This window comes from Nonomuraea sp. NPDC003214 (assembly GCF_053590035.1).
In genome coordinates this window covers 693,764-718,711 of record NZ_JBSFSX010000003.1, presented here as the reverse complement: position 1 = coordinate 718,711, position 24,948 = coordinate 693,764, and the positions used below count along the sequence as shown (strand labels likewise).

The window sequence follows — 24,948 nt, the reverse complement described above, 5'->3', positions numbered from 1 at the left end:
TGGCGGGACGGGGCGCGGATGACCCCGGTGCGGCGGGTCGTGGTGCGGGCGGGCCGGGCGTGGGCGAGCGTGCGGGTGGGCGTCCGGGCGGGGGTGCTGGGGAGCGGCCTCGGTTGTGGCTGGTGCCGCCGCCCCGGGCCGAGGTGGGGGCCGACGGGATGGACCGTACGGGTCGAGAGGGTCGAAGGGTTCGAGGAGGCGTACGGGCGGCTCGGCGGCGCGGTGGTGCACCGGTGCGGCTCGTGAAGTCGGACGGTGCGGCGTCCCCGGGGCGGCCGGGCATGGTGCTCGTGCAGGGCTCGGGCAAGGGTGCCGCGCGACGCTCGGCGGACGGGGCGGCGTGGCGCTCCGGGGAGAAGAGCGTGCCGGGGCGGCAGGGGGACGCGGCTCCGGGGCGGCGAGGGCGCAGGGCGCAGGTGAGGCGAGCGGGCAAGGCTTCGGCGTGGTGGGGAGGCGAGGCTCCGGCGCGGCGGGGACTCAAGGCTCCGGCGCAGTGCGGGGACAAGGCTTCAGCGCGACAGGGAGGCAAGGCGGCACGGCGGGGAGGCAAAGCGGTGCGGCCTGGAGGCGAGGCGACGCGGCAGGGGCAGAGGGTGCCGGTGCGGTTGACGCGGCGGGGGAGGGCGGTGCTGGTGATGGGGGTGGCGCTGCTGTCGCTGGCCGGGTTCTGGCTGGGGACGCGGGCGGCGAGCATGGCGGAGGCCGAGCCCGCGACCCCGGCCCAGGTCGGCGCGCCGTGGATCGAGGTGCAGCGCGGCGACACGATCTGGACGATCGCCGATGCCATGGCCGGGGAGGGCGAGGACCCGATGGCGATCGTGGCGGAGATCCGGCGGCTCAACGGGTTGCCCGATTCGCTCATCCGTACGGGCACCAAGTTGTACGTGCCGGCGTCGCCGTGAACTGAGGGGCGAGGGCGTCACACGGGGGAAGCGGTGTGACGCTGGTTCACGCGCGAGCGGGGGCGCAAACGGCGTGACAGGGGACCGCTGCGGTGACGGATGTGACACCGCCGGGGGCGACACGCCCGGGGAGGGCGGCAGTGCCGCGCCTGATCAGCGACTTCCGCGGCGGGGGGTCGCTCAACTTGCGTTCATGGTCGCGCGCTTCTACGGTTGGACCACAACATCTAGTAGTTACACCGATGTAGTTCACCACACCTTGTGTTTACGCGACCGCTCCACGGACAGCCGTGGAGTGTGCGCGAGCGTACCGGGGCGCGGGTTCGGCGCATGTGGTGACCCGGGGTCCGAGGAGGCGTACGCGCGTGCATTGTCCGTTCTGTCGCCACCCCGACACGAGGGTCATCGACAGCCGCTCCACGGAGGACGGCGCGGCGATCAGACGCCGTCGCACGTGCCCCGACTGCGGGCGACGCTTCACCACCCAGGAGACCGTACTCCTCATGGTGAGCAAACGCAGCGGGGTGACCGAGCCCTTCTCCAGGGACAAGGTCGTCGCGGGCGTGCGGCGGGCCTGCCAGGGCAGGCCGGTGAGCGAGGACTCGCTGGCCCAGCTCGGCCAGAGCGTGGAGGAGGCCATCCGCGCGAAGGGCGCGGCGGAGATCCCCTCCAACGAGGTGGGGCTGGCGATCCTCGGCCCGCTGCGCGCGCTCGACGAGGTGGCCTATTTGCGTTTCGCATCGGTATATCGCGGTTTCGAAAGCCTGGCGGACTTCGAAGCCGAGATCTCTCAGTTGAAGGCGGAGAAGGGGGAGTCATGACGGAGACGGCCAGCGGTTCAGTCGCGCGCGGAGGAAACGGTGGAAAGCGCCCGCGCAAGGGCCTGAAGATGAAGCGGATCTTCACCAAGCCCGGCGTGCATCCGTACGACGACGTGACGTGGGAGCGCCGTGACGTCGTCATGACCAACTGGCGCGACGGCTCGGTCAACTTCGAGCAGCGGGGGGTCGAGTTCCCCGAGTTCTGGTCGGTCAACGCCGCCAACATCGTGACGACCAAGTACTTCCGCGGCGCCGTCGGCACCCCGCAGCGCGAGTTCAGCCTGCGCCAGCTCGTGGACCGCGTCGTGGGCGTCTACACGCGCACGGGCGTCGAGCACGGCTACTTCGCCACCGACGAGGACGCCGAGATCTTCGACCACGAGCTGAAGCACGCCCTGATCCACCAGGTGTTCGCCTTCAACTCGCCGGTCTGGTTCAACGTGGGCACCCAGTCGCCGCAGCAGGTGTCGGCGTGCTTCATCCTCTCCGTGGACGACCAGATGGAGTCGATCCTGGAGTGGTACAAGGAAGAGGGCGTGATCTTCAAGGGCGGTTCCGGATCGGGCGTCAACCTGTCGCGCATCCGCTCGTCCAAGGAGCTGCTCTCCAGCGGCGGCACCGCCAGCGGCCCCGTGTCGTTCATGCGCGGAGCCGACGCGAGCGCCGGCACGATCAAGTCCGGCGGCGCCACCCGCCGGGCCGCCAAGATGGTCGTGCTCGACGTGGACCACCCCGACATCGAGGAGTTCATCGAGACCAAGGCGCGCGAGGAGGACAAGGTCCGCGCGCTGCGCGACGCCGGGTTCGACATGGACCTGGGCGGCAAGGACATCGTCTCCGTCCAGTACCAGAACGCCAACAACTCGGTGCGCGTCTCCGACGAGTTCATGCGCGCGGTGGAGAAGGGCGGCGAGTTCGGCCTGCGCGCCCGCCTCAGCGGCGAGGTGATCGAGACCGTCGACGCCCGCGACCTGTTCCGCAAGATGGCCAAGGCCGCGTGGGAGTGCGCCGACCCGGGCGTGCAGTACGACGACACGATCAACGACTGGCACACCACCCCCGAGACCGGTCGCATCACCGCCTCCAACCCGTGCAGCGAGTACGTCCACCTGGACAACTCCTCCTGCAACCTGGCCAGCATCAACCTGCTGAAGTTCCTGAAGGACGACAACTCCTTCGACGTCGCGAACTTCGTCAAGCTGACCGAGCTGATCATCACCGCGATGGACATCTCGATCTGCTTCGCCGACTTCCCGACGGAGAAGATCGGCGAGACCACCCGCGCCTACCGCCAGCTCGGCATCGGCTACGCCAACCTGGGCGCGCTGCTGATGGCGACCGGCCACGCGTACGACTCCGACGGCGGCCGGGCGGTGGCCGGGGCGATCACGTCGCTGATGACCGGCGTGTCCTACCGCCGCAGCGCCGAGCTGGCCGGGGTCGTGGGCGCGTACGACGGCTACGCCCGCAACGCCGAGCCGCACAAGCGCGTGATGCGCAAGCACGCCTCCGCCAACGACGGGCTGCGCACGATCGGCTCGATGGACGCCAAGATCCACGCCGAGGCGACCCGCCAGTGGTCGGAGTGCCTCAAGGTCGGCGAGAAGAACGGCTACCGCAACGCCCAGGCCAGCCTGCTGGCCCCGACGGGCACCATCGGCCTGATGATGGACTGCGACACCACCGGCATCGAGCCGGACCTGGCGCTGGTCAAGTTCAAGAAGCTGGTCGGCGGCGGCTCCATGCAGATCGTCAACCAGACGATCCCGCGCGCGCTGCGGCAGCTCGGCTACCAGCAGGAGCAGATCGAGGCCATCGTCGAGTACATCGCCGAGCACGGTCACGTCGTCGACGCCCCTGGCCTGCGGCACGAGCACTACGAGGTGTTCGACTGCGCGATGGGCGAGCGGGCGATCGCGCCCATGGGCCACGTGCGGATGATGGCCGCCACGCAGCCGTTCCTGTCGGGCGCCATCTCCAAGACCGTCAACCTGCCCGAGTCGGCCTCGATCGACGACATCGAGCAGGTCTACATGGAGGGCTGGCGGCTCGGCCTCAAGGCCCTGGCCGTCTACCGCGACAACTGCAAGGTCGGCCAGCCGCTGTCGGCCGGCGGCACCAAGAAGGACGAGGCCAAGCCGGACGCCGAGCCCGAGGTCAAGGTCATCGAGGTCAACCGGCCGACCCGGCGCCGCATGCCCAACCAGCGGCCGAGCACCACGACCCGCTTCACGGTCGGCGGCGCCAAGGGCTACATGACCGCTTCGTCCTACCCGGACGACGGGCTGGGCGAGGTCTTCCTCAAGATGTCCAAGCAGGGCTCCACGCTGGCGGGCGTCATGGACGCCTTCTCGGTGGCGATCTCCATCGGTCTCCAGTACGGGGTGCCGCTGGAGACGTACATGAGCAAGTTCGTCAACATGCGGTTCGAGCCGGCGGGTATGACGGACGACCCGGACATCCGGATGGCCACGTCGGTGATGGACTACATCTTCCGCCGCCTGGCGCTCGACCACCTGCCCTACGAGGAGCGGGCGGCGCTGGGCATCTTCTCGGCGGCCGAGCGGGCGGCGCAGCAGCGCGGCGAGGACCCGGCGGCGCTGCAGGAGACGGTCGACCGCGAGGCGCTGGCCCAGTCGGCGCCCATCGAGGAGAAGCCGAAGCCGGAGCCGTCCAAGGAGCTGACGCTGGAGAGCCACCAGCGCTTCACGGCCGACGCGCCGCTCTGCATGACGTGCGGCACCAAGATGCGCCCGGCGGGCAGCTGCTACGTCTGCGAGGGCTGCGGCTCCACCAGCGGCTGCAGCTGACGGCACCCGGGGGTCCGGGCGGCGCGCCCGGGCCCCCGGCCTGTGCCGGAGCGGCTGATCAGAGCGGCGGGACGAGGGTGAAGTAGCGATCGAGCAGGGCCCGGTCGCCGCGCACCGCGAGCCGGTCGGCGCTGACGCGCTGCCACAGCCAGAGCATCAGGTCCGAGGCCGTGCCGGTGAGCTCCACGTCGGCGGGCCCCTCGGTGAGGCGTACGTCGTCGCCGTCGAAGCGGACCGTCCACGTGCCGGGCCCGTCGCCGCGGCGGAAGGCGTACGTCTCGCCCGCGCCCGGCGGGGCCTGCGCCATCGCCCGGCGCAGCGGGGCCATGACCTCGAAGGTTTGGCCGATCGCGTCGGCCGCCAGCGAGCCGTCCACGGGCCGGGCGGCGGCGGGGGCGGCGGCGTCCTCGGCGTCCCAGCGGTGGACGGCGGCCTCGATGGCCTGCATGCGGATCCAGAAGCCGACGCTCTGGTCCTCCGACCACGTCCACACCCGGGTGCCGGGCCCGGCGCTCGCGAACTGCCCGGCCAGGGCGGCGGCGCCCTCGGCGAACCAGGTGACCAGGCTGTCCGGCAGCGGGCCGGTCGTGGGGGTGTGGCCGGGCCGGGGCCAGCCGGTGGTGTCGGCGGGCAGGGCGAGGACGGCCGGGCCGGGCGAGGCCGGCGGCTCGGTGAGCCGGTTCGCGATCAGGTGGGCGACGTGGCGGTGCACGCCGCCCAGGTGCCAGACGAGGTCGGCCACCGCCCAGCCGGGGCAGGTCCGCACCAGGGCGGCACCGGCTGAGCGGGCGGCGGCGGCGAAGGCGGTGGTCTCCTTGCGGAAGTGCGCGAGGTGGTCCATGCCTCCGACTCTCGCACGTGCGGACGGCCGGTGGCGGGTGCCCGGAATTCACCCGCCACCGGCACGCTTCTACTGGCGCAGGCCGGCGTCCAGCGCGTTGGTGAGGGTGCCGGAGGCGGTGTCGCCCGACATCTCCCACACCATCGCGCCGAGCAGGCCCTTGCTCTTGAGCCAGGCGGTCTTCTTCTGGATCGACCAGACGTCGTCGAAGCTCCACCACTGCCCGTTGTTGCCGGTGTAGCAGTAGGTGGCGACCGCGGCCTCGTCATGCCTGACCGTGCAGCCGGGCACCGAGGCGATCAGGTTGCTGTAGCCGCGGGTGCCGGCCTCCTCCTGGAACTGGCCGGGAGCGGCCCCGACGGCCGACTGCCACTCGCCGAACTTGCCGCCGTCGGCGACCTGCTGCCAGCCGCGGCCGTAGTAGGCGAGCCCGATGGTGATCTTCCTCGGGTTGACCCCCGCGTCCAGGTAGACGTCGACGGCCTTCTCCACGCTGAAGTCCGGGTTGTACGGGCTGTCGGCGTCGAGGTAGAGGTTGCCCTGGTGGCCGGTCCGGTTCGGCTCCCAGGAGTTGTCGCTGCCGGCCCCGTGGAAGTCGTAGCCCTGGACATTGAAGATGTCCAGATATTTCGCGACTTCGGGGAGGTCCCAGCCGGCCTCGATCTTGACCGGGTCCGCCGGGGTGAAGGCCGTCAGGTCGTAACGCTTGCCCGTGGTCTGGGTGAGCGCGTCGAGCTGCCGCCTGAATTCGGCGATCAGCAGCGTGTTGTTCTCCTTGTCCTGCGGGCTGATGTGGTTGCCCGGGTGCCCCTCGGCGCCCGGCCACTCCCAGTCGAGGTCGATGCCGTCGAAGATGCCGGCCCCGGTCCCCGGTCCGCCCGCCGCGTTGTACACGGGCAGGTTGCCCTTGATGTAGATGTCGATGCAGGAGGAGACGAACTTCTTGCGCGCCGCGTCCGTGGCCGCGACGTCGGAGAAGTACTTCGAGTACGTCCACCCGCCCAGCGAGATGAGCACCTTCAGGTGCGGGTGCTTGGCCTTGAGCTTCTTGAGCTGGTTGAAGTTGCCGCGCAGCTTCTCCCAGCCGGTGTCGGCCACCCCGTCCACCGACTGCGCGGAGCTGAACGGCCTGCCGTAGTCGGCCTCGGCGTCACCGGCGCCGTCACCCTGGTTGGGGTCCTGCGGGTTCTGCGTGGTGCCCTTGGTGACGCCCTGCAGACAGGTCAGGTTGACCGGGTCGATGTTGGCGAAGGCGTAGTTGATGTGGGTGAGCTTGGCCGCGGCCCCGCTCGTGTCGAGGTTGCGCACGAAGTACTGGCGGCCGTAGATGCCCCACTGGACGAAGTAGCCGACGCGGGCGTGCCCGTTCTCGACGATGTCCGCGGTGGTCACCTCGACGGCGGCGCTGGCCGGCGACATGTTGTCGTACAGGTCCCTGGCCTTGACCGTGAACGTGTACTTGGTGGACGGCGACAGCCCGGAGACCGTCGCGGTGGTCCCGGTGACGGTGGTCGCCAGGGTGGTGCCGGTGTAGACCTCGTAGCTGGCCACGCCGGAGTTGTCCGTGGCGGCGTTCCAGGCGAGCGTGACGCTGGAGGAGGTCTTGCCGGTGCTGCGGAGGTTGCCCGGGGCGGTGGGCGCCTGGGTGTCGTCCGCCGGGTTGTTGGTCCGCACGGTCACCGGCGAGGAGGCCGGCGAGAGCGTGCCCTTGCGGTCCTTGGCCTTGACGGTGAACGTGTAGGAGGTGTTGGGGGTCAGGCCGGTGACGGTCGCGGTGGTGCCGGTGACCGTGGTGGCCCGCTCCGTGCCGTTGTAGACCTCGTACCCGGTGATCGGCAGGCTGCCGGGGGTGGCGGCGTCCCAGGCCAGGGAGACGGTCTTGGTCGTCTTGACCGGGGAGCGCAGGTTGCCGGGCGCGCCGGGCGGCGCGTCGGGGGTGCCGTCGCAGTTCACGTCGTTGATGCGGCAGCTCGTCGGCTCGGCGCCGGACCTGCTGACGGTGAACGCCGGGCTGTAGGGCTCGGTGGTGCCGCCCGCCGCGACGTTGGTGTTGTAGTGGGCGGGAGTGAGGGTCACCGTCCGGCCGCTCTGGCTGAGCGAGCCGTTCTGCGCGTTGCTCGCGGTGACGCCCTCGGGCAGGTCGAAGACGATCGACCAGCCGTTCAGCGCGGCGGTGCCGTTGTTGGCGACGACGAACTTGGCCGAGCTGCCGGTGACCTCGTACGTGGCGCTGACCGGTGGCGGGGCGGGCGGTTCCTCACCGGTGCCGTCGCAGTTGGCCCGGTTGATCGTGCAGTTGGCGGGCTGGGCGGCCGCGCTCAGCGAGAACTTGGGGCTGAACGGCTCGGTGTTGCGGCCCGGCTGGATGGTGTTGATGTAGTAGGCGGGGGTGAGCGTCACCTTCGTGCCGGTCTGGCGGAGGGTGGCGTTCTGGGGGCTGCTCGCGGTGACCCCGGCGGGCAGGTCGAAGACGATCGACCAGCCGGTGACGGAGGTCGTGCCGGGGTTGCTGACGACGAACGTCCCGGTGGTGCCGGAGAGGGAGAAGACGGCGACGAGGCGGCTCGCTGCCTGCGCGGGAAGAGCGCACAGGGCGACGATCACGAGCACGGCGATCAGGGGGGCGGCTAATCGGCGCACGTACGGAACCCTTCTTTAAGGAAAGTTTCCTAACAATTACGCGGATCGTAAGCCTCTCTGACCCGTCTGGCAAGGGGTCAGCCCATGCCGAGCAGCCTGGCGAAAGTCTGGACGTCGGAGATGACCCAGTATTCGGCGAACCGGCCGCCCTCGGCCCGCAGGAGATCGTGGCCGCTGAAGGCGATCCGGGTGCCCGGCGCCGCCGTCGCGCCCGGCATGCCGCCCCGGTAGGAGCCGGCGAACGTCCACCTGGCCGCCACCAGGTCGCCGTCCACCACCGGCCCCACGTCGAGCGTGACGGACACGTCGCCGAACGGCTCGTGCCCCTGTCGCAGCACCTCCACCAGCTCCGCCGGGCCGCGCACCTCCCGACCAGGCCAGTGCCCGGCGAAGTCCGGGGTGACCAGCTCGTGGGCGAGCTCGAAATCGCCGTTCCACATCTCCAGCAGCCAACGCTCGTACAACATCCTCATGACCACTCACTACCCCGCAAGTGAACGGCAACCGGGCCCGCCATAGTGGGTGCATGACCGTTCCGACACGCTCCGTCATGCTCGCCCAGCGTCCCAGCAAAGCTTTGATCATCGCCCTGGTGATCTCCAGCCTGCTGGCGCTCGGCGTGCTCGTGGTGCTGCTGGTGGCCGGCGGTCCCGCCGGGTTCGGGCTGTCGGCCGTGCTGGCCGTGGCGCCGCTGCCCGTGCTGCTGGCGGCCGTGCTCTCCCTCGACCGGCTGGAGCCCGAGCCCAAGCTCCACCTGGCCTTCGCCTTCGCCTGGGGCGCCGGCGTGGCCGTGGTGATCGCGATCGCGCTCACCGTGGCCGGGCAGGCGCTGTTCGCCCGCGCCGGCTACGGCACGCAGACCGTCGACGCGATGGGCGCCGTCTTCCTCGCGCCGGTGATCGAGGAGGCGCTCAAGGGCGCGGCGCTGGTGCTGCTCCTGCGCCGCCGCCGGGAGATCGACGGGCTGACCGACGGCATCGTGTACGCGTCCATGGCCGGACTCGGGTTCGCCGCCGTGGAGAACGTCGGCTACTACCTGACGGCGTTCGGCGAGGAGGGCGTCGGCGCGGCCCTGCAGCTCTTCGTGATCCGCGGGCTGATCGACCCCCTCGGGCACCCCATCTACACCTCGCTCATCGGGGTCGGGGTCGCGTACGCGCTGACCCGGCGCAACGCCGCCCGCTACGCCGCGATCCCGCTCGGCTACCTCGGCGCGGTCTTCCTGCACGGGCTCTGGAACGGCGCGGCCGTCACGGGCTCACTCGCCTGGCTCGGCGGCGCGTACCTGGTGATCATGGTGGCGCTCGTCGCGCTGATCGGGATCACCGCGCGCGAGCGCCGCCACCTGGTCGCCCGGATGGGCGCCTACCTGCCCGGCTACGAGCGGACCGGGCTGGTCACCGACGCCGACATCCGCATGCTGACCAGCATCCCCGCCCGCCGGACCGCCCGCCGCCAGGCCAGGGCCGCCGGGCTGGGCCGCGCGATGAGCGACTACCAGCAGGCGGCCACCGAGCTCGTCATGCTCCACCTGCGCGCCGAACGGGAGCACCTGCCGCCCGACCGGTTCGCCGCCGAGCGCGACCCGCTGCTCAACGCGATGGCGGCGGCCCGCCGCTGGTGATGTGAGGGGCCCTGCGACAATGGTCGCCGGCCCCCGAAGGGAGAACAGATGAGCTGGGCGGAGATCCGGTCCGAGGACGAGCTGCGCGAGCTGCTGGGCGAGGTGATGCCGCGGGCGGCCACCAAGGAGCGCACCCGCCTGCACGAACGTGACCGCCAGTGGCTGGCGGCCTCACCGTTCTGCCTGATCGCCACCTCCGACGCCGACGGCAACTGCGACGTCTCGCCCAAGGGCGACCCCGCCGGATTCACGTACGTGATCGACGACAGCACGATCGCCATCCCCGATCGCCCCGGCAACCGCAGGGCCGACGGGTTCCGCAACATCCTGTCCAACCCGCACGCCGGGCTGATCTTCTTCCTGCCGGGCCGCAACGAGACCCTGCGCGTCAACGGCCGGGCCCGGCTGATCCGCGAGGCGCCGTTCTTCGACGAGATGATCGTCAAGGGACACCGGCCGATGCTGGCGCTCGTCGTGGAGATCGAGCAGATCTTCTTCCACTGCGCCAAGGCGCTCATGCGCAGCGCCCTGTGGAAGCCCGAGCAGTGGGGGCCCGACCCGCTGCCCTCCCACGCCGCCCTCGTCAAGGAGGTGCAGGTGACGCAGGAGTCGCTGGCCGAGCTGGAGTCCTACTACGCGGAGGCCTCCTACACCAAGAAGCTCTACGGCTAGGCGGCCGGAGCCGGGCCGCCGGGGAAGCGGATCACGTTGCGGCCCGTGTAGGCGCGCAGGTCGACGACCTTGGGATCGCGTCCCTGGACATGGCGGCGGCCTGCCGAGCCGATGTCGCGGATCTTGTGCCTGGCGACGCGCGGCGGCACTGCCACTAGCCTCTTCAACGTGAGCCCCCCGTGATGTTCTTGTTACCTATGTTATCTACAGATACCTCTGTAAGACGGGTGTAAGCGGTGTGTCAGTAGGGAAGTCGGCGGCCTGACGGCGTCCGCAGGTCGGCGTCCGTGTTCTGGTCCGTGTTCTGGTCCGGGCGCCGGCTGCTCGCCGGCTTGCTGATCCGCACTCGTCGCATCGTCGGCCCCTTCCCCGGTGGTCACAGCGCGAGTGTGCGCCGTGCCGCTTGACGGGTGGTTGCCGACAACCTAGCGCCCGCTTGCGGGGCCGCTCAAGGCATTTGCGGGTCCGCGCCCCTTTCTAGGGGCTGCCGGGCGTCGCGCGGGCGGCGACGGCCGCTGGGTCAGCGCACACCTCCGGAATCGGGCGGGTTCATGCGCAATGACCGTTCCGGGGCGGCCGGATGTGACAATCCAGGGGATGAGAAATCCGCTCCCGCCGCTCGTCGCCGTGTGCGCGGCCTGGGGCGTCTTCTGGGGGTCCTGGTCGGCGCTGCTGCCCGCGGTCAAGGAGCACCTCGGCACGTCCACGGCCGGTCTCGGGCTGGCGCTGGCGGCCACGCCGGTGGGCGCGATCCCGGCGATGGCGCTGGCCGGGCGGCTGGCCCGGGGGCGTGAGCGGGGCGCGCTGGCGCTGTGCTCGGCCCTGTTCGCGCTGAGTGTGCTGGCCGTCGGCCGGGTCGACACGCCCGCCCAGCTCGCGGCGGCGCTGCTCGCGGTCGGCGCGACGAGCGGCGCGCTGGACATCGCGCTCAACCTGGCCACCGGCCGGGCCGAGCGCGAGAGCGGGCGCGGGCTCTTCCAGCCGGTGCACGCCGCCTTCCCGGTCGCGGTCATCGTCGCCGCGCCCGCCACCGGCCTGGCCCGCGACCTCGGCGCCGGGACGACGGCGGTGCTGGTGACCGCCGCCGCGATCATGCTGGCCGCGGCGGCGACGGCGCTCGCCCTGCCGCCCGGCCGCGGCCCGGCTCCCTCCGGTGGCGACGGGCACCGGCGGCGCTGGACGGCGGCGGTCGTGCTCGGCGTGCTCGCGGCCGGGGTGCTCGCCGTCGAGAACGCCGTCGAGCAGTGGTCGGCGCTGCTGCTGGAGACTCATCAGGGCGCCTCGCCGCTGGTGGCCGGCGCCGCACCCGCCGCCTACATGGCCGCGCTCACCGCCGGCCGGCTCGTCGTGCACGCCCTCCCGCGCCTGCCGGAGCGCGCCCTCTATCTGGTGGCGGGCCTCGGCGGAGCCGGCGGCATCGCGCTGGCGGGCCTGGCCGGGACGCCCGCCCTGTCGCTGGCGGGGTTCGCGCTGACCGGGCTGGCGCTGGGCCCGGTGGTGCCCGCCATGCTCAGCCGCGCCGCCGCCGGCGACCCCACCGGCACGCAGGTCTCCGCCCTGTCGGCCATCTCCTACACCGGCTTCGTGGTCAGCCCGCTGCTCATGGCCGCGCTCGCCGCCTGGCTCGGCCTGCCCGCCGCGCTCGCGGCCATCGGGCTGCTGGCGTTGCCGCTGGTCGTCCTGGCCGTCGCTTCCCGGGGTCCTGAATAGGGCGCCGCATCGGGGAGAGGAAACCCTTGAGCGCGGAATCCCACCGGCGCTCCGAGATCAAGGGGGATCACCATGGCCGTCTGCGAGAACTGCGGCAACGACTACGACATGTCCTTCGAGGTGCACGCCCAGGGCGCGGTGCACACGTTCGACTCCTTCCAGTGCGCGATCCAGGCCATGGCGCCGATCTGCGAGCACTGCGGCACCAAGGTCATCGGCCACGGCGTCCAGTCCGGCGAGCACTGGTACTGCTGCGCCCACTGCGCCCGGCAGGAGGGCACCCGCGGCATCGTCGACCGCGTCATGGCCGGCGCCAGTGCCTGAGGGCGCTGTGGCGCGACCATAAATAGGGAAATATCCCTATCGTTTTGGATCTGTGTGGGTCGTTACGCTCCTCCTGGTTCTGATGACAGGGAGGGCGCGGGTGCGCGGCAACGGAGCAGGGAGGTGGCTGCCGGCGTTCCTGGTGCTGGCGGCCGTCTGGGGGAACAGCTTCTTCTTCATCAAGGTCGCCGTCACCGAGCTGCATCCGCTGCAGGTGTCGTTCGGGCGGATGGCCGTCGGCGCCGCCGTGCTGCTCGCCGCGCTGGCCGTCAGCCGCCGCGCGCTGCCGCGCGACCCCCGGCTGTGGGGGCACTTCCAGGTCGCGTCCGTGGTGCTGACCACGCTCCCGTTCACGCTGTTCGCCTACGGGGAGCAGTACGTGTCCTCCGTCGTCGCGTCGATCTGGAACGCGACCACGCCGCTGTGCACCCTGGCCTTCACGCTGCTGCTGCGGGCCGAGAAGCCGACCGCCGGGCGGATGGCCGGGCTCGGCGCCGGGTTCGCGGGCGTGATGGTGGTGCTGGGCGTGTGGCAGCCGATCAGCGGCGGGCAGCTCGGCGGCAGCCTCGCCTGCTTCGGCGCGGCCCTGTGCTACGGGATCGGGGGCGCGTACCTGGGGCGGTTCGTCACCGGGCGGCGCAGCGAGCCGCCGGTCGTGCTGGCCACCGGGCAGCTCCTCAGCGGGACCGTGCAGCTCGGGGTGATCACGCTGCTGGCCGGGGTGCCGCTGGTCGACACCGGCGTGACCGCGGGCGTCTGGTGGAGCCTGCTGGCGCTCGGCGGACTCGGCACCGGGGTGGCGTACCTGCTGCTCTACTGGGTGCAGAAGCAGGCCGGGGTGACCACGACCTCGACTGTCACGTACCTGCTGCCGGTGTTCGCGGCGCTGTCGGGCGTGCTCGTGCTGGACGAGGGCCTGACGTGGAACCAGCCGGTCGGGGCGCTGATCATCCTGGCGGCCATCGCGCTCACCCAGGGCGCGCTCAGGCCGCTCAAGAAGCGCGCCCCGGCGCCGGCCGCCTAGTCGGCCGCCTAGTCGGCCGAGGTCGTCCGGCGGCCCCGCGCGGGCGGCTTCTTCCGCCCGGCCACCAGCGTGTCGCCGGGGGAGGAGCCGGGCTCACCGGCGGGCTCGGGGTCCGTGCGGCCGGGTCGCGGGTGCGGGGCCGTGTCGTCCGGCGCGGGCTCGGCCGAGGGCTTGCCCCTGGCCGCCGGCGCGCCCTTGGCGGCGGGCGGCGTCCTGGGCGGTGTCCTGGGCGGCGGCGCGGGGTCGTCGGCCCGCTCCGGCGGGGTGGCCGGTCGCGATGGGGCGGCCGGGTGCGAGGGGGTGGACGGGCGCGGCGGGGCGTCAGGGTCGCGCAGGCTGGCGATGACCGCGTCGGCCTCCTGGTCGGCCGCGAACTCGCCGGCCGCCTCCGACTCCCTGCGCCGGATCACCACCATGTGATCCACCGAGAGCCGCCCCGCGCCCACCACGGCGAGCAGCAGCGAGGTCGCCCCCAGCAGGATGAGCTCGTTGACCGTGATCGGGTTGAGCGGCATCGCGACCGTCAGCACGGCCACGGCCTCGGCGAACAGGATCAGCCCCATCACCGACACCAGCAGCCCGGCGATCAGCAGCGCGCCGCCGATCAGCTCGGTCATCATGGTGATCGTGGCCCAGGCCCGCGGCGCGGGGGCGCCCTGCGACTGGAACTGGACCCCGGTCTGGGCCAGGCCGATCTCCAGCTTGCGCCAGCCGTTGGCGAAGAAGATGCCGCCCACGCCCACACGGGCGACGAGCGCGGCGAGATCACGGAGGGCCTGTCTCACGGTTGTTGTCTGCCCTAATCGGGACATCACACACCTCAATCACGGCGCAGCAGCATGGCCACGGCGACGGCGGTCAGGCTGAGCAGGACGACGCTCACGACCACGGTCGTGTGCAGGGCGTTGACGAAGGCCCAGCGGGCCGCGTCGAGCAACGCGTGGCCGGCGCTGCCGCCGACCCGGTCGGCCACGTGGGCGGCGCCGGCGAGCGACTGCCTGGCCTGGTCCATGTCCGCGCCGGGGACGCCGGGCACGGCCGGCAGCGCGGGGGCGTACACGATGGTGGTGATCGTGCCGAGCACGGCGACGCCGAGACCGGCGCCCAGCTCGTAGGCGGTCTCCTCGATCGCGGCGGCGCCGCCCGCCTGGGACTCGGGGGCCGCCGACATGATCGTGTCGGACGCGGCCAGCAGCGCGACCTGGACGCCGAACCCGATGCCCACGAAGCAGCAGGCCAGCATGACCGGATGGCTCTCGACGCCCCAGGTCAGCGTCGGGGTCAGGGAGAGCGCGACGAGGCCGAGGCCGCCGCTCATCGTGGCGCGCATGCCGAGGCGGGGCAGGAGGTGCGCCGCCGCCAGCCCGCCGGCGACGGCCGAGACGACCAGCGGCAGCATCCGCAGCGCCGCCCGGATCTCGCTGTCGCCCAGCACGAGCTGCAGGTACTGCGCCAGCATGAGCTGCAGCCCCACCAGCGCGAACACGCCCAGCAGCACCCCGGCGACCCCGGTGGTGAACGCCCGCCGCCGGAACAGGCCGACCTCCAGCAGCGGCGCGGCCAGCCGGGTCTGCCGCCTGACGAACCACACCAGCAGCGCCACCCCGGTCAGGAACACCGCCACGGCCGCGCCGAACGGCATCAGGCTGCCCGAGCCCGCCTCCTTCAGCCCGAACGCCAGCGCCAGGATGCCCAGCACCGACAGCGCGGCGCTGGGCGCGTCCCACGGGTGACCGGCGCGCCCGCGCGACTCCGGCAGCAGGCGCACGGCGGCGGGCAGCAGCACGAGCAGGATCGGCACGTTGACCAGGAAGACCGCGCCCCACCACCAGCCGACGAGCAGGCCGCCGACCAGCGGGCCCACGGCGGCCCCCGCGGCGGCCACGGCGCTCCACACGCCGAGCGCGATCGTCCGCTCGCGCCGGTCGGTGAACACCTGGCGGATCAGCGACAGCGTGGCCGGCATGATCATCGCGCCGCCGACGCCGAGCGCCGCCCTGGACAGGATGAGCGCCAGCGGCGTGGTCGACAGGGCCGCAGCCGCCGAGGCCAGGCCGAACAGCACGAACCCCGCCAGCACCAGCCGCTTGCGCCCGTAGCGGTCGCCGAGCGAGCCGAACATGATCAGCAGCGGGGCCACGACCAGCGAGTAGACGTCCACGATCCACAGCAGTTGCACCGCCGACGGCTCCAGGGCGGCGGTGAGCGCGGGGACCGCGATGTGCAGGACGGTGGCGTCGACCGTGATCAGCAGCAGGCTCAGGCAGAGCAGGACCAGGACGGCCCAGCGATTGTCCCGGGGTTCGTGGTCGGCGCGGCGGGCGAGGGGCGCGGCCTGGGTGACGGTCATGGACCTCCTTGCAGGCCGATCCGTGCGCAAGCGGGCCCGCATGAACTTGCGTGGCAGCTTAGGCCATGTCACCCGATGGGTGTAGCGGTATCGGTTGATCCGGAATACCGTTCGCGGCCCGGTCCCTGGGCGGCGCCGGGGCCGCTGCATAGAATCTTGTTCTATGCGAATCCTCCGCACCCCCCACGACCGGTTCGCCGATCTGCCCGGATTCCCGTACGAGGCCCGCTACGCCGACGTGGGCGACGGGCTGCGGATGGCCTACGCCGAGGCGGGGCCCGCCGACGGGGAGCCGGTGGTGCTCCTGCACGGTGAGCCGTCCTGGTCGTACCTCTACCGTGACGTGATGCGCGAGCTGGCCGCCGCCGGGCTGCGTGCGATCGCGCCGGACCTCATCGGCTTCGGCCGCTCCGACAAACCGGCCGAACAGGGCGACCACAGCTACGCCCGGCACGTCGAGTGGACGCGCGCCCTGCTGTACGACGCGCTCGGCCTGACCGGCGTCACCCTCGTCGGCCAGGACTGGGGCGGGCTGATCGGCCTGCGCCTGGCCGCCGAGCACCCCGGACGCGTGGCCAGGATCGTCGCCGCCAACACGGGGTTGCCGACGGGTGACAATCCCATGCCGGAGGTGTGGCACCGGTTCAAGGACGCGGTGGCGTCCGCGCCGGAGCTGGACATCGCCAGGTTCGTCCAATCGGGCTGCGCCACGAAACTGCCGCCGGAGGTACGCGCCGCCTACGACGCCCCCTTCCCGGACGAGTCGTACAAAGCGGGCCCACGGGCGATGCCCGGCCTCGTGCCGTACGCGCCGGACAACCCCGCCTCGGCCGCCAACCGCGCCGCCTGGCAGGTCCTCACCACGCTTGACCGGCCCTTTCTCGTCGCCTTCTCCGACGGCGACCCGATCACCGCCGGGATGGCGCCCGTCCTGCGCCGGTCCATGCCGGGGGCGGCCGGCCGCGCCCATCCGGTCATCACGGGCGCCGGCCACTTCCTCCAGGAGGACGCGGGCGCCGAACTCGGCCGGCACATCGCCGCTTTCGTCAGCTCCACCTAGCGTGTCAGGTCCGCCCAATCGACGGCCCGGTGCGGTATAACCAGGGGCGGACCGGGGAGGCGTGATGCAGGAGTCCAGCAGGACCCGGGCGGCGGGGCGGGCCGCGGTGCGGGATCTGTTCGAACAGGTGCGCGTGCGCTATTTCCGGCTTCCGCCGGCCGCCCGCCGGGTGATGTACGTGGTCGTCCTGGTGGGCTCCGTCGGTGTGTCCGCGGCGCTGGGCGGCCAGCTGTTCCAGACCTTCCTGCTCACGATGGTGGCGCTCTCCTTCATCGCGCTGGCGCTGCACTTCCCGCGCGCCGCCGCGACGACGCTCGTGGTGGCGGGCTGGTGCGCGCTGCTGCCCGTCTTCGTCGCGCTGTTCCCGCCGACGTCGCTCGCGCCGACGCTGCTCCTGCTGCTGGCGCTGCCGGTGGCCGCGGGGGCGCACCTCATCCGGTGGGTGGCGCCCTGGGTGACGGCGCTGCTGGCGCTGGTGCCCGCCGGTGCGCTGGCCGCCGCCGTCTCCCTGGTCTCCGAGAGCCTGGCCGTCTGGGTCGCCTACGGCGCCGCCGCCGCCGTGCTCGGCTACCGCTTCCTGCTGGCCCGCCGCGCCAGGTCCGAGCTGACCGCCGAGGAGCAGGTCCGCGTTCGGGCGCGCGAGGGCAGGCCGGAGCCGGTGGCCGACAAGGCGCCCGCGCTGCCGCAGATCTCCGTCGAGGAGGCGCTGGCCGAGCTCGACGGCATGATCGGACTGGCCCCGGTCAAGGAGCAGGTCCGGTCGATCGCCGCCTCCATCGAGGCGTCCCGGCTGCGCGCCGAGGCGGGCTACACGGCCGGGCGTCCCACCCGCCACTTCGTCTTCCTGGGGCCGCCCGGCACCGGCAAGACCAGCGTGGCCCGTACCCTCGCGAAGATCTTCTACGCGTTCGGCCTGCTGGAGACCCCGTACGTGGTCGAGGGGCAGCGGGCCGACCTGGTCGGCGAGTTCCTGGGCGCGACGGCGATCAAGACGAACGAGCTGGTCGACCGGGCGCTCGGCGGCGTGCTGTTCATCGACGAGGCGTACGGCCTGATCAACTCCTCCGACGGCCAGCCCGACCGGTTCGGCGCGGAGGCCGTGCAGACGCTGCTCAAGCGGGCCGAGGACGACCGCGACCGGCTGATCATCATCCTGGCCGGCTACGAGCAGGAGATGACCGCGTTCCTGTCCAGCAACCCCGGCCTGGCCAGCCGCTTCGCCACCCGCGTGCGCTTCCCCACCTACTCCGCCGGGGAGCTGGCCGAGATCACCGAGCTGCTCCAGCGGCAGCGCGGCGACACCATGCGCCCGGAGGCCAGGGCGGCGCTGCTCGGCATGTTCGAGGACGTGCAGCGGCGCGGCCTGGTCGACGAGCTGGGCAACGCCCGGTTCGCGCGCAGCCTGGTCGAGGCCGCCGCCCAGGCCCGTGACGTGCGCGTGGTCGGCGCGGGCGGCACCCCGACCACCGAGGACCTGGTGACGACCACGACCGCCGACGTGACCAAGGCGTTCGACGAGCTGACGGCCCGCTTCCGCGGCTACGTGGCCACGCCCACGCTGGAGGAGGCGCTGGCCGACCTCGACAGGATGGCCGGGCTGGCCCCGGTCAAGCGGCAGGTGCACGCGATCGCCGCCCAGCTCCAGGTGGCCCGGATGCGCCAGGAGCGCGGGCTGCCGACGCCGCCGCAGATGCGCCACTTCGTGTTCGTCGGCCCGCCGGGCACCGGCAAGACGACCGTCGCCCGCGTCGTGGGCCGGGTGTTCGCCGCGCTCGGCCTGCTGGCCAGGCCCGACGTGGTCGAGGCGCACCGCGCCGACCTGGTCGGCCAGCACCTGGGCGCGACGGCCATCAAGACGAACGAGCTCGTCGACCGGGCGCTCGGCGGCGTGCTGTTCATCGACGAGGCCTACAGCCTGGTCAATCCCGGTTACTCGGGCGGCGACGCGTTCGGCGCCGAGGCCGTGCAGACGCTGCTCAAGCGGGCCGAGGACGACCGCGACCGGCTCGTCATCGTGCTGGCCGGCTACCAGCGCGAGATGGACGTCTTCCTGGCCTCCAACCCCGGCCTGGCCAGCCGGTTCAACCAGCGGGTGACCTTCCCCAGCTACGCGCCGCGCGAGCTGTCGGAGATCGCCGTGCTGCTGGCCGAGCAGGCGGGCGACCGGTTCGACGAGGAGGCGCTGGGCGACCTCGACGAGGTGTTCACCTGGGTGTGCGGCGAGCGGCTGATCGACGGGCTCGGCAACGGCCGCTTCGCCAGGTCGCTGTTCGAGCGAGCGGCCATGCGCCGCGACGTGCGGCTGGCCGCGCTGGCCTCGCGCGGCGAGTCGGCCAGCTCCGCCGACCTCACCACGATCACCAGCGACGACGTCCGCACCGCGGTCGACGAGCTGTCCGGCCGCTGACCGCCCCGCCGAGGGTCTGACCAGGGCTTTCCGGACGTTAACCAGACGCCCCCTTGACATGTGCCTGCGCCCGGATGGTCGCGGAATGTAGCACGATGGCCACACGCCGTTCGTAAGGGGGGACGATGGCGGGGTTCCTGGCCCGCAGGCTGCTCGGCTCGGTCGTGCTGGCCGCCGTCGCCGCCAGCCTCGCCTACCTGCTGGCCGCCGCCGCCCTCGACCCGCGCGCCAACTACGCCGGGCGCACCCCGCAGCCGCCGCCCGCCGCCGTCGACGCCCAGCTCGCCGCGCTCAACCTGAACGACCGCACGCCGCTGTTCGAGCGCTACCTGACCTGGGCGGGCGGGGTGCTGCGCGGCGACTTCGGCAGGAGCGTGACGGGCTCGCCGGTCGGCGACGACCTGCGGCGGCGGGCCGGTGTCACGCTGCGGCTGGTCCTGCTCGGGCTGGTGTGCGGCAGCGTGCTCGGCGTCGCCGCCGGGGCCGCCGCGGCGGCCAGGCAGTACGGCTGGTTCGACCGGCTGTCGGCGGGCCTGGCCTACCTGCTGCTGGCGATCCCCGTCGTGGTGCTGGCGAACGTGGCGATCCTGGGCGGCACCTGGGCCAACGACCATCTGTTCGGCCGCCGGGTCCTCCTGGTGGGCGGTGAGCGGTCCGCCGGGCTCGACGCCGGGCTCTGGGCGGGGCTGCTCGACCGGCTCCAGCACCTGATCCTGCCGACCGTGACGCTGTCGCTCGGCCTGATCGCGGTCTTCAGCCGCTACCAGCGCAACCTGATGCTCGACGTGCTCGGCGCCGACTATCTGCGCACCGCCAGGGCCAAGGGGCTGAGCAGGCGGCGGGCGCTGGTCCGCCACGGGCTGCGCACCGCGCTCATCCCGGTCGCGACGTACTTCGCCTTCGTGTTCGGCACGCTGCTCACCGGCGCCGCCTTCACCGAGAAGATCTTCGGCTGGCACGGGCTGGGGGAGCGGCTGATCAGCGCCGTCTTCACCAACGACGTCAACACCGTCGCCGCGATCTCGTGCCTGGCCGCGCTGGCCGTGCTGTGCGCGTCGCTGGCCGCCGACCTGCTGCACGCCGCGCTCGATCCCCGGGTGAGGGCGGGATGACGCTCTCGGAGGAGGAGGTCGCCGGCGAACTCGGCCCGGCAGTGGCCGCGCCGCCGTCCCGCGGGCGCGTGCTGGCGCGGCGCTTCCTCGCCTCCCGGCAGGGGCGGGCCGGGGTCGCGGTGCTGGCGCTGATGTTCGCGCTCGCGTTCGCCGGACCGCTGCTCACCCCGTGGTCCCCCGCGGACAAGGACTTCACCGCGTTCCTGGCGCCGCCGTCGTCCCGGCACTGGTTCGGCACCCTGCAGACCGGCGCCGACGTGTACGCGGTCACGCTGTGCGGGCTGCGGCGGTCGCTGATCGTCGGCCTGCTCGCCGCCCTGGTGTCGACCGCGCTGGCCGCGCTCGCGGGGGCGTTCGCCGGCTACTTCGGCGGCTGGACCGACCGGGTGCTCGGCTGGGCCGCCGACCTGCTGCTCGCGTTGCCCGCCTTCCTCGTCCTGGCGATCATGTCGCCGCTGTTCGGGGCGGGGCAGTGGCCGCTGTTCGTGATCGTGCTGGCGCTGTTCCTGTGGATGGTCACCGCCAAGATCGTCCGGGGGATGACGATCTCGCTCAGGCAGCGCGAGTTCGTCCGCGCCGCCCGCTACCTCGGCGTCCCGCCCGTGAAGATCATCTTCTCGCACGTGCTGCCCAACCTGTCGTCCCTGCTCATCGTGGACGCCACCGTGAACGTCAGCGCCGCCATCCTCGCCGAGACGTCCCTGTCGTACTTCGGCCTCGGCATCCAGCCGCCCGACGTGTCGCTCGGCACGGTCATCGCCGACGGCTCCCGGACCGCGATCTACGCGCCGTGGACGTTCTGGTTCGCCGCCGGGCTGCTCGTCGTCACCCTGCTCGCGGTCAACCTGGCCGGCGACGCGCTGCGCGACGCCTTCGACCCCGGCGCGAAGGGGCCGCGATGAGCCCGGTCCTGGAGGTCGACGGCCTGGAGGTCGCCTTCGGCGACGTGCCCGTCGTACGCGGCCTCAGCTACGAGCTGCGGGCCGGCGAGGTGCTCGGCATCGTCGGCGAGTCCGGCGCGGGCAAGTCCGTGGCCGCCGCCGCCGTGCTCGGCCTCCTGCCGCCCGAGGCCAAGGTCGCCGGCTCGGTCCGGCTGCACGGCCGCGAGCTCGTCGGCGCCTCCGAGCGCGAGCTGGCCCGCGTACGGGGCCGGGCCGTGTCGATGGTGTTCCAGGACCCGCTGTCGGCGCTCACCCCCGTCTACCGGGTCGGCGACCAGATCGCCGAGGCGGTGCGCGCCCACCACCGGGTCACCCGCGAGCAGGCCGCCGTCAAGGCCGTCGACCTGCTCGACCTCGTCGGCATCCCGGACCCGGCCCGGCGCGCGCTCGCCTTCCCGCACGAGTTCTCCGGCGGGATGCGCCAGCGCGCGCTCATCGCCATGGCCGTCGCCAACGACCCCGACGTGATCATCTGCGACGAGCCCACGACCGCGCTCGACGTCACCGTCCAGGCCCAGGTGCTGGAGGTGCTCAAGAAGGCGCAGCGCCGGACCGGCGCCGCCATCGTCCTGATCACCCACGACCTCGGCGTGGTCGCCGGCTTCGCCGACCGCGTCCTGGTCATGTACGCGGGCCGCCCGGTCGAGGTCGGCGACGTGGACGACGTCTACTACCGCACGCGGATGCCGTACACCGCGGGCCTGCTCGGCTCGGTGCCGCGCGTCGACGGCGGCGGGAGGCGGCCGCTGGTGCCGATCGAGGGCGGCCCGCCCGAGCCCGGCAGGCTGCCGCCGGGCTGCCCGTTCGCGCCGCGCTGCCCGATGCGGGTGGAGGCGTGCGACGACCGGGAGCCGCCGCTGTTCGAGGTGGGGGCCGGGCACCGGGCGGCCTGCATCCGCTGGGCCGACGTGCACAGGGCTGACGTGCGCCGGGACGGCGCCGAGCGGCCCGCGCCGCCGCGCGAGCCGGTGACCCGCCGCCCGCGCACGGTGCTGGAGGTCGAGGGCCTGGTCAAGCGCTACCCGCTGACGCGGGGCACGCTGTTCAGGCGGCGGACCGGCACCGTGCACGCCGTGGCCGGGATCAGCTTCGACATCCGCGAGGGCGAGACGCTCGGCCTCGTCGGCGAGTCGGGATCGGGCAAGACCACGGCGCTGACGCAGATCCTGGAGCTGGCCAGGCCCGAGGAGGGCCGCATCGTCGTGCTCGGCCGCGACACCGCCCGGCTCACGCCCGCGCAGCGCGCCGCGATCCGGCGCGACATGCAGGTGGTCTTCCAGGACCCGGCGGCCTCGCTCGACCCGCGCATGACCGTCCACGACATCCTCGCCGAGCCGCTGCGCGCCCACCGCCGGGGCGCGCCCGAGGGCCGGGTGGCCGAGCTGCTCGCCCTGGCCGGGCTCGACCCCGCGTGCGCCGCCCGCCACCCGCGCGAGCTGTCCGGAGGCCAGTGCCAGCGCGTCGCCATCGCCCGCGCGCTCGCCCTCGAACCCCGGCTGCTCGTCCTCGACGAGCCCGTCTCCGCACTCGACACGTCGATCCGCGCGGGCGTGCTCAACCTGCTCGGCGCGCTGAAGGACCGGCTGGGCCTGTCCTACCTGTTCGTCGCGCACGACCTGGCCGTGGTCCGCCACCTGGCCGACCGGGTCGCCGTCATGCAGCTCGGCAGGATCGCCGAGATCGGGCGCGCCGAGGCCGTCTACGCCAGCCCGGCGCACCCGTACACGCAGGCGCTGCTGTCGGCGGTCCCGCTGCCCGACCCGGTGCGCGAACGCTCACGCGAGCGCATCCTGCTCGACGGCGAGCCGCCCAGCCCGGCCGACCCGCCGTCGGGATGCCGGTTCCGTACCCGATGCCCGACCTTCCGGGGCGTGCTGACGGCCGAGGAGCGCAGCCTGTGCGTCGAGACCGAGCCCGAGGTGCGGCCGCTCGGCGAGGACCAGGCCGCCGCCTGCCACTACGCCGAGAAGCTCGCCGTCGTCTGACAGGAGTACCGTTGAAAGCAACTCATTTCGTGGCCGCCGCGACCGCAGTGCTGTCGCTGACGGCGTGCGGCGGGGGCGGCGCCGTGGTCGTCCGGCCCTCCGGAGACGCGGTGATCAAGGCGTCCGACCTCAACCCCGTGCCGCGCGAGCGGGTCAAGGACGGCGGCACGCTGCGCTGGGGCGTCAACGAGTTCCCCGCCCAGTGGAACAGGCACCACGTCGACGGCCACCTGGCCGTGGCGGCGGCCATCACCGACGCGCTGCTGCCGCGCCCGTTCGTGTCGGACGACAGGGCGCGCATCTCCGTCAACCACGCCTACCTGATCGACGCCCGCGTCACCGCCACCACGCCCAAGCAGGTCGTCACCTACGAGCTGAACCCGCGCGCCCGATGGTCCGACGGCAGGCCCATCACCTGGGCCGACTTCCGCGCTCAGTGGCAGGCGCTGGACGGCGGCGACCCGGCCTTCCACATCGCCTCCTCCACCGGCTACCAGGACATCGAGAGCGTCGAGCGGGGCCGCGGCGACCACGAGGTCGTGGTGACGTTCGCGCGGCCGTTCGGCGACTGGCGGGCGCTGTTCGGGCCGCTGCTGCCCGCCTCCGCCAACGCCACGCCCGAGGCGTTCAACACCGCCTGGCTCAACCGCATCCCCGTCACCGCCGGGCCGTTCAAGGTCCAGGGCATCGACCAGACCGCCAAGACCGTCACGCTCGTGCGCGACGACGCCTGGTGGGGCGACCGGGCCAAACTGGACAGGATCGTCTTCCGGGCGGCCGAGCAGGACTCGCTCGTCGGCATGTTCGGCAACGGCGAGCTCGACCTGGCCGACATCGGCCCGTCCGCCCCCGACCACGCCCGCGCCGCCGCCACGCCAGGCGCCGAGGTCCGCCGGGCCGCCGCCCCCGACTTCCGCCACTTCACGCTCAACGGCTCACGCGGGCCGCTCCGCGACCTGCGCGTCCGCCAGGCCGTCCAGCTCGGCCTCGACCGGGAGGCCATCGCCCGCTCCGACCTGCGCGGCCTCGACTGGCCGAGCACCCCGCTCAACAGCCACTTCTTCATGACCACCCAGCAGGGCTACCGCGACAACGCCGGCGACCTCGGCGCCCACGACCCGGCACGCGCCGCCCGGCTGCTCGACGAGGCCGGCTGGCGGCTCGACCCCCGCACCGGCCCGGTCCGGCACAAGGACGGCCGCCCGCTCGAGCTCACCTTCGTGGTGCCGTCCGGCGTGCAGATCAGCAAGTCCGAGGGCGAGCTGGCGCAGAACATGCTCGCCGCGATCGGGGTGAAGCTCGCCATCCGGGCCGTGCCCAGCGACGACTTCTTCGCCAAGTACGTGATCCCCGGCGACTTCGACATCGCGCCGTTCGCCTACATCGGCACCCCGTACCCGGTGTCGAGCAGCTACGGCGTCTACGCCCACGCCGCCGACGGCAAGACGTGGAACGCCAACTTCGGCCGCACCGGCTCGGCCGACATCGACGCCGCCATGGCCCGCGCCGCCCGCAGCCTCGACCCGGACCAGGCCCGCGCCGAGGCCAACACCGCCGACCGGCTCATCTGGCAGCAGGTCAACGTGCTGCCCCTCTACCAGCGGCCGCAGCTCGTCGCCGCCCGGCAGAACCTGGCCAACGCGGGCGCCCGGGGCTTCCAGACGCTGCGCTACCAGGACATCGGCTACACCCGCTGACCCGGACTGTCGGCCCGGCCGTGTACAA

The 24,948-nt window shown here is 72.8% G+C and carries 21 protein-coding genes; 15 read left to right on the top strand and 6 right to left on the bottom strand.

Annotation, left to right across the window (positions count from 1 at the left end; translation table 11 throughout):
* The first annotated feature begins 18 nt into the window (after window positions 1–18).
* From ACWDXC_RS12160 to ACWDXC_RS12145, 4 genes are all read left to right on the top strand, one after another.
* Entirely contained in the window at window positions 19–246 is a 228-nt protein-coding gene (locus ACWDXC_RS12160) for a hypothetical protein (protein ID WP_449980917.1), read from the top strand.
* A gap of 359 nt (window positions 247–605) precedes the next feature.
* Complete coding sequence (locus ACWDXC_RS12155) at window positions 606–902, top strand: LysM peptidoglycan-binding domain-containing protein (protein ID WP_246645630.1); 297 nt, start codon at window positions 606–608, stop codon at window positions 900–902.
* A gap of 365 nt (window positions 903–1,267) precedes the next feature.
* Window positions 1,268–1,723 (top strand): transcriptional regulator NrdR, encoded by a 456-nt coding sequence (gene nrdR, locus ACWDXC_RS12150; RefSeq protein WP_219508337.1) that lies wholly within the window; start codon window positions 1,268–1,270, stop codon window positions 1,721–1,723.
* Window positions 1,720–4,533: a vitamin B12-dependent ribonucleotide reductase gene (locus ACWDXC_RS12145; RefSeq protein WP_449980914.1), complete on the top strand. Its 2,814-nt coding sequence runs from the start codon at window positions 1,720–1,722 to the stop codon at window positions 4,531–4,533. The genes nrdR and ACWDXC_RS12145 overlap by 4 nt, the downstream gene beginning before the upstream one ends.
* Before the next feature lie 58 nt (window positions 4,534–4,591).
* On the opposite strand, the gene ACWDXC_RS12140 is transcribed toward ACWDXC_RS12145, so the two are convergent.
* The 3 genes from ACWDXC_RS12140 to ACWDXC_RS12130 form a co-directional block, all read right to left on the bottom strand.
* Window positions 4,592–5,374 carry a maleylpyruvate isomerase family mycothiol-dependent enzyme gene (locus ACWDXC_RS12140; protein WP_449980912.1) on the bottom strand — a complete coding sequence of 261 codons (783 nt, stop codon included), beginning with the start codon at window positions 5,372–5,374 and terminating at the stop codon, window positions 4,592–4,594.
* A gap of 69 nt (window positions 5,375–5,443) precedes the next feature.
* Window positions 5,444–8,014 (bottom strand): glycosyl hydrolase family 18 protein, encoded by a 2,571-nt coding sequence (locus tag ACWDXC_RS12135; RefSeq protein ID WP_449980910.1) that lies wholly within the window; start codon window positions 8,012–8,014, stop codon window positions 5,444–5,446.
* Between the two features lie 77 nt (window positions 8,015–8,091).
* The gene (locus ACWDXC_RS12130) at window positions 8,092–8,487 is read right to left on the bottom strand and encodes an ester cyclase (RefSeq protein WP_449980908.1); all 396 of its coding nucleotides are present in this window, start codon (window positions 8,485–8,487) and stop codon (window positions 8,092–8,094) included.
* A gap of 53 nt (window positions 8,488–8,540) precedes the next feature.
* Between ACWDXC_RS12130 and ACWDXC_RS12125 the strand changes: the two genes are divergently transcribed.
* The gene (locus ACWDXC_RS12125) at window positions 8,541–9,638 is read left to right on the top strand and encodes a PrsW family intramembrane metalloprotease (protein ID WP_375072024.1); all 1,098 of its coding nucleotides are present in this window, start codon (window positions 8,541–8,543) and stop codon (window positions 9,636–9,638) included.
* Between the two features lie 48 nt (window positions 9,639–9,686).
* A complete protein-coding gene (locus tag ACWDXC_RS12120; protein ID WP_449980906.1) occupies window positions 9,687–10,310 on the top strand; it encodes a pyridoxamine 5'-phosphate oxidase family protein in 624 nt (207 codons plus the stop codon).
* On the opposite strand, the gene ACWDXC_RS12115 is transcribed toward ACWDXC_RS12120, so the two are convergent.
* Window positions 10,307–10,477, bottom strand: a complete 171-nt coding sequence (locus ACWDXC_RS12115) for a hypothetical protein (RefSeq protein WP_219508351.1) — start codon at window positions 10,475–10,477, stop codon at window positions 10,307–10,309. The two genes, ACWDXC_RS12120 and ACWDXC_RS12115, sit on opposite strands and share 4 nt — an antisense overlap.
* Before the next feature lie 430 nt (window positions 10,478–10,907).
* Here ACWDXC_RS12115 and ACWDXC_RS12110 point away from each other — a divergent pair, with 430 nt between their 5' ends.
* The 3 genes from ACWDXC_RS12110 (at window position 10,908) to ACWDXC_RS12100 (ending at window position 13,368) form a co-directional block, all read left to right on the top strand.
* Window positions 10,908–12,020, top strand: coding sequence for an MFS transporter (locus ACWDXC_RS12110; protein ID WP_449980904.1), 1,113 nt, complete (start codon window positions 10,908–10,910; stop codon window positions 12,018–12,020).
* Between the two features lie 72 nt (window positions 12,021–12,092).
* Window positions 12,093–12,344, top strand: a complete 252-nt coding sequence (locus ACWDXC_RS12105) for a hypothetical protein (RefSeq protein WP_219508345.1) — start codon at window positions 12,093–12,095, stop codon at window positions 12,342–12,344.
* Window positions 12,345–12,444: 100 nt separating this feature from the next.
* On the top strand, window positions 12,445–13,368 hold the full coding sequence (locus ACWDXC_RS12100; protein ID WP_449980902.1) for a DMT family transporter: 924 nt from the start codon (window positions 12,445–12,447) through the stop codon (window positions 13,366–13,368).
* Between the two features lie 8 nt (window positions 13,369–13,376).
* Here the strand turns inward: ACWDXC_RS12100 and ACWDXC_RS12095 are convergent, their stop codons facing one another.
* Together ACWDXC_RS12095 and ACWDXC_RS12090 are read right to left on the bottom strand one after the other, a co-directional pair.
* On the bottom strand, window positions 13,377–14,153 hold the full coding sequence (locus ACWDXC_RS12095; protein ID WP_449980900.1) for a DoxX family membrane protein: 777 nt from the start codon (window positions 14,151–14,153) through the stop codon (window positions 13,377–13,379).
* A gap of 35 nt (window positions 14,154–14,188) precedes the next feature.
* Complete coding sequence (locus ACWDXC_RS12090; protein ID WP_219510300.1) at window positions 14,189–15,718, bottom strand: MFS transporter; 1,530 nt, start codon at window positions 15,716–15,718, stop codon at window positions 14,189–14,191.
* Window positions 15,719–15,881: 163 nt separating this feature from the next.
* Here ACWDXC_RS12090 and ACWDXC_RS12085 point away from each other — a divergent pair, with 163 nt between their 5' ends.
* The 6 genes from ACWDXC_RS12085 to ACWDXC_RS12060 all read left to right on the top strand — a co-directional run bounded on the left by ACWDXC_RS12085 (window position 15,882) and on the right by ACWDXC_RS12060 (window position 24,920).
* Entirely contained in the window at window positions 15,882–16,778 is an 897-nt protein-coding gene (locus ACWDXC_RS12085; protein ID WP_375072029.1) for a haloalkane dehalogenase, read from the top strand.
* A 64-nt stretch (window positions 16,779–16,842) separates the two neighbouring features.
* Entirely contained in the window at window positions 16,843–19,185 is a 2,343-nt protein-coding gene (locus tag ACWDXC_RS12080) for an AAA family ATPase (RefSeq protein WP_449980897.1), read from the top strand.
* Between the two features lie 125 nt (window positions 19,186–19,310).
* Window positions 19,311–20,297, top strand: a complete 987-nt coding sequence (locus tag ACWDXC_RS12075) for an ABC transporter permease (RefSeq protein ID WP_219510296.1) — start codon at window positions 19,311–19,313, stop codon at window positions 20,295–20,297.
* Window positions 20,294–21,199 (top strand): ABC transporter permease, encoded by a 906-nt coding sequence (locus ACWDXC_RS12070; protein WP_449980895.1) that lies wholly within the window; start codon window positions 20,294–20,296, stop codon window positions 21,197–21,199. The genes ACWDXC_RS12075 and ACWDXC_RS12070 overlap by 4 nt, the downstream gene beginning before the upstream one ends.
* Window positions 21,196–23,223, top strand: a complete 2,028-nt coding sequence (locus ACWDXC_RS12065; protein ID WP_449980893.1) for a dipeptide ABC transporter ATP-binding protein — start codon at window positions 21,196–21,198, stop codon at window positions 23,221–23,223. Before ACWDXC_RS12070 ends, ACWDXC_RS12065 begins: the two co-directional genes overlap by 4 nt.
* Before the next feature lie 11 nt (window positions 23,224–23,234).
* Entirely contained in the window at window positions 23,235–24,920 is a 1,686-nt protein-coding gene (locus ACWDXC_RS12060) for an ABC transporter family substrate-binding protein (protein ID WP_449980891.1), read from the top strand.
* Window positions 24,921–24,948: the final 28 nt, after the last annotated feature.

Bases quoted from the DNA above. Each gene is read 5' to 3' on its own strand.
- ACWDXC_RS12080 (WP_449980897.1), top strand. From the start codon at position 16,843: ATGCAGGAGTCCAGCAGGACCCGGGCGGCGGGGCGGGCCGCGGTGCGG.
- ACWDXC_RS12085 (WP_375072029.1), top strand. From the start codon at position 15,882: ATGCGAATCCTCCGCACCCCCCACGACCGGTTCGCCGATCTGCCCGGA.
- ACWDXC_RS12120 (WP_449980906.1), top strand. From the start codon at position 9,687: ATGAGCTGGGCGGAGATCCGGTCCGAGGACGAGCTGCGCGAGCTGCTG.
- ACWDXC_RS12130 (WP_449980908.1), bottom strand. From the start codon at position 8,487: ATGAGGATGTTGTACGAGCGTTGGCTGCTGGAGATGTGGAACGGCGAT.
- ACWDXC_RS12075 (WP_219510296.1), top strand. From the start codon at position 19,311: ATGGCGGGGTTCCTGGCCCGCAGGCTGCTCGGCTCGGTCGTGCTGGCC.
- ACWDXC_RS12145 (WP_449980914.1), top strand. From the start codon at position 1,720: ATGACGGAGACGGCCAGCGGTTCAGTCGCGCGCGGAGGAAACGGTGGA.
- ACWDXC_RS12125 (WP_375072024.1), top strand. From the start codon at position 8,541: ATGACCGTTCCGACACGCTCCGTCATGCTCGCCCAGCGTCCCAGCAAA.
- ACWDXC_RS12090 (WP_219510300.1), bottom strand. From the start codon at position 15,718: ATGACCGTCACCCAGGCCGCGCCCCTCGCCCGCCGCGCCGACCACGAA.
- ACWDXC_RS12105 (WP_219508345.1), top strand. From the start codon at position 12,093: ATGGCCGTCTGCGAGAACTGCGGCAACGACTACGACATGTCCTTCGAG.
- ACWDXC_RS12110 (WP_449980904.1), top strand. From the start codon at position 10,908: ATGAGAAATCCGCTCCCGCCGCTCGTCGCCGTGTGCGCGGCCTGGGGC.
- ACWDXC_RS12140 (WP_449980912.1), bottom strand. From the start codon at position 5,374: ATGGACCACCTCGCGCACTTCCGCAAGGAGACCACCGCCTTCGCCGCC.
- ACWDXC_RS12070 (WP_449980895.1), top strand. From the start codon at position 20,294: ATGACGCTCTCGGAGGAGGAGGTCGCCGGCGAACTCGGCCCGGCAGTG.
- ACWDXC_RS12065 (WP_449980893.1), top strand. From the start codon at position 21,196: ATGAGCCCGGTCCTGGAGGTCGACGGCCTGGAGGTCGCCTTCGGCGAC.
- ACWDXC_RS12160 (WP_449980917.1), top strand. From the start codon at position 19: ATGACCCCGGTGCGGCGGGTCGTGGTGCGGGCGGGCCGGGCGTGGGCG.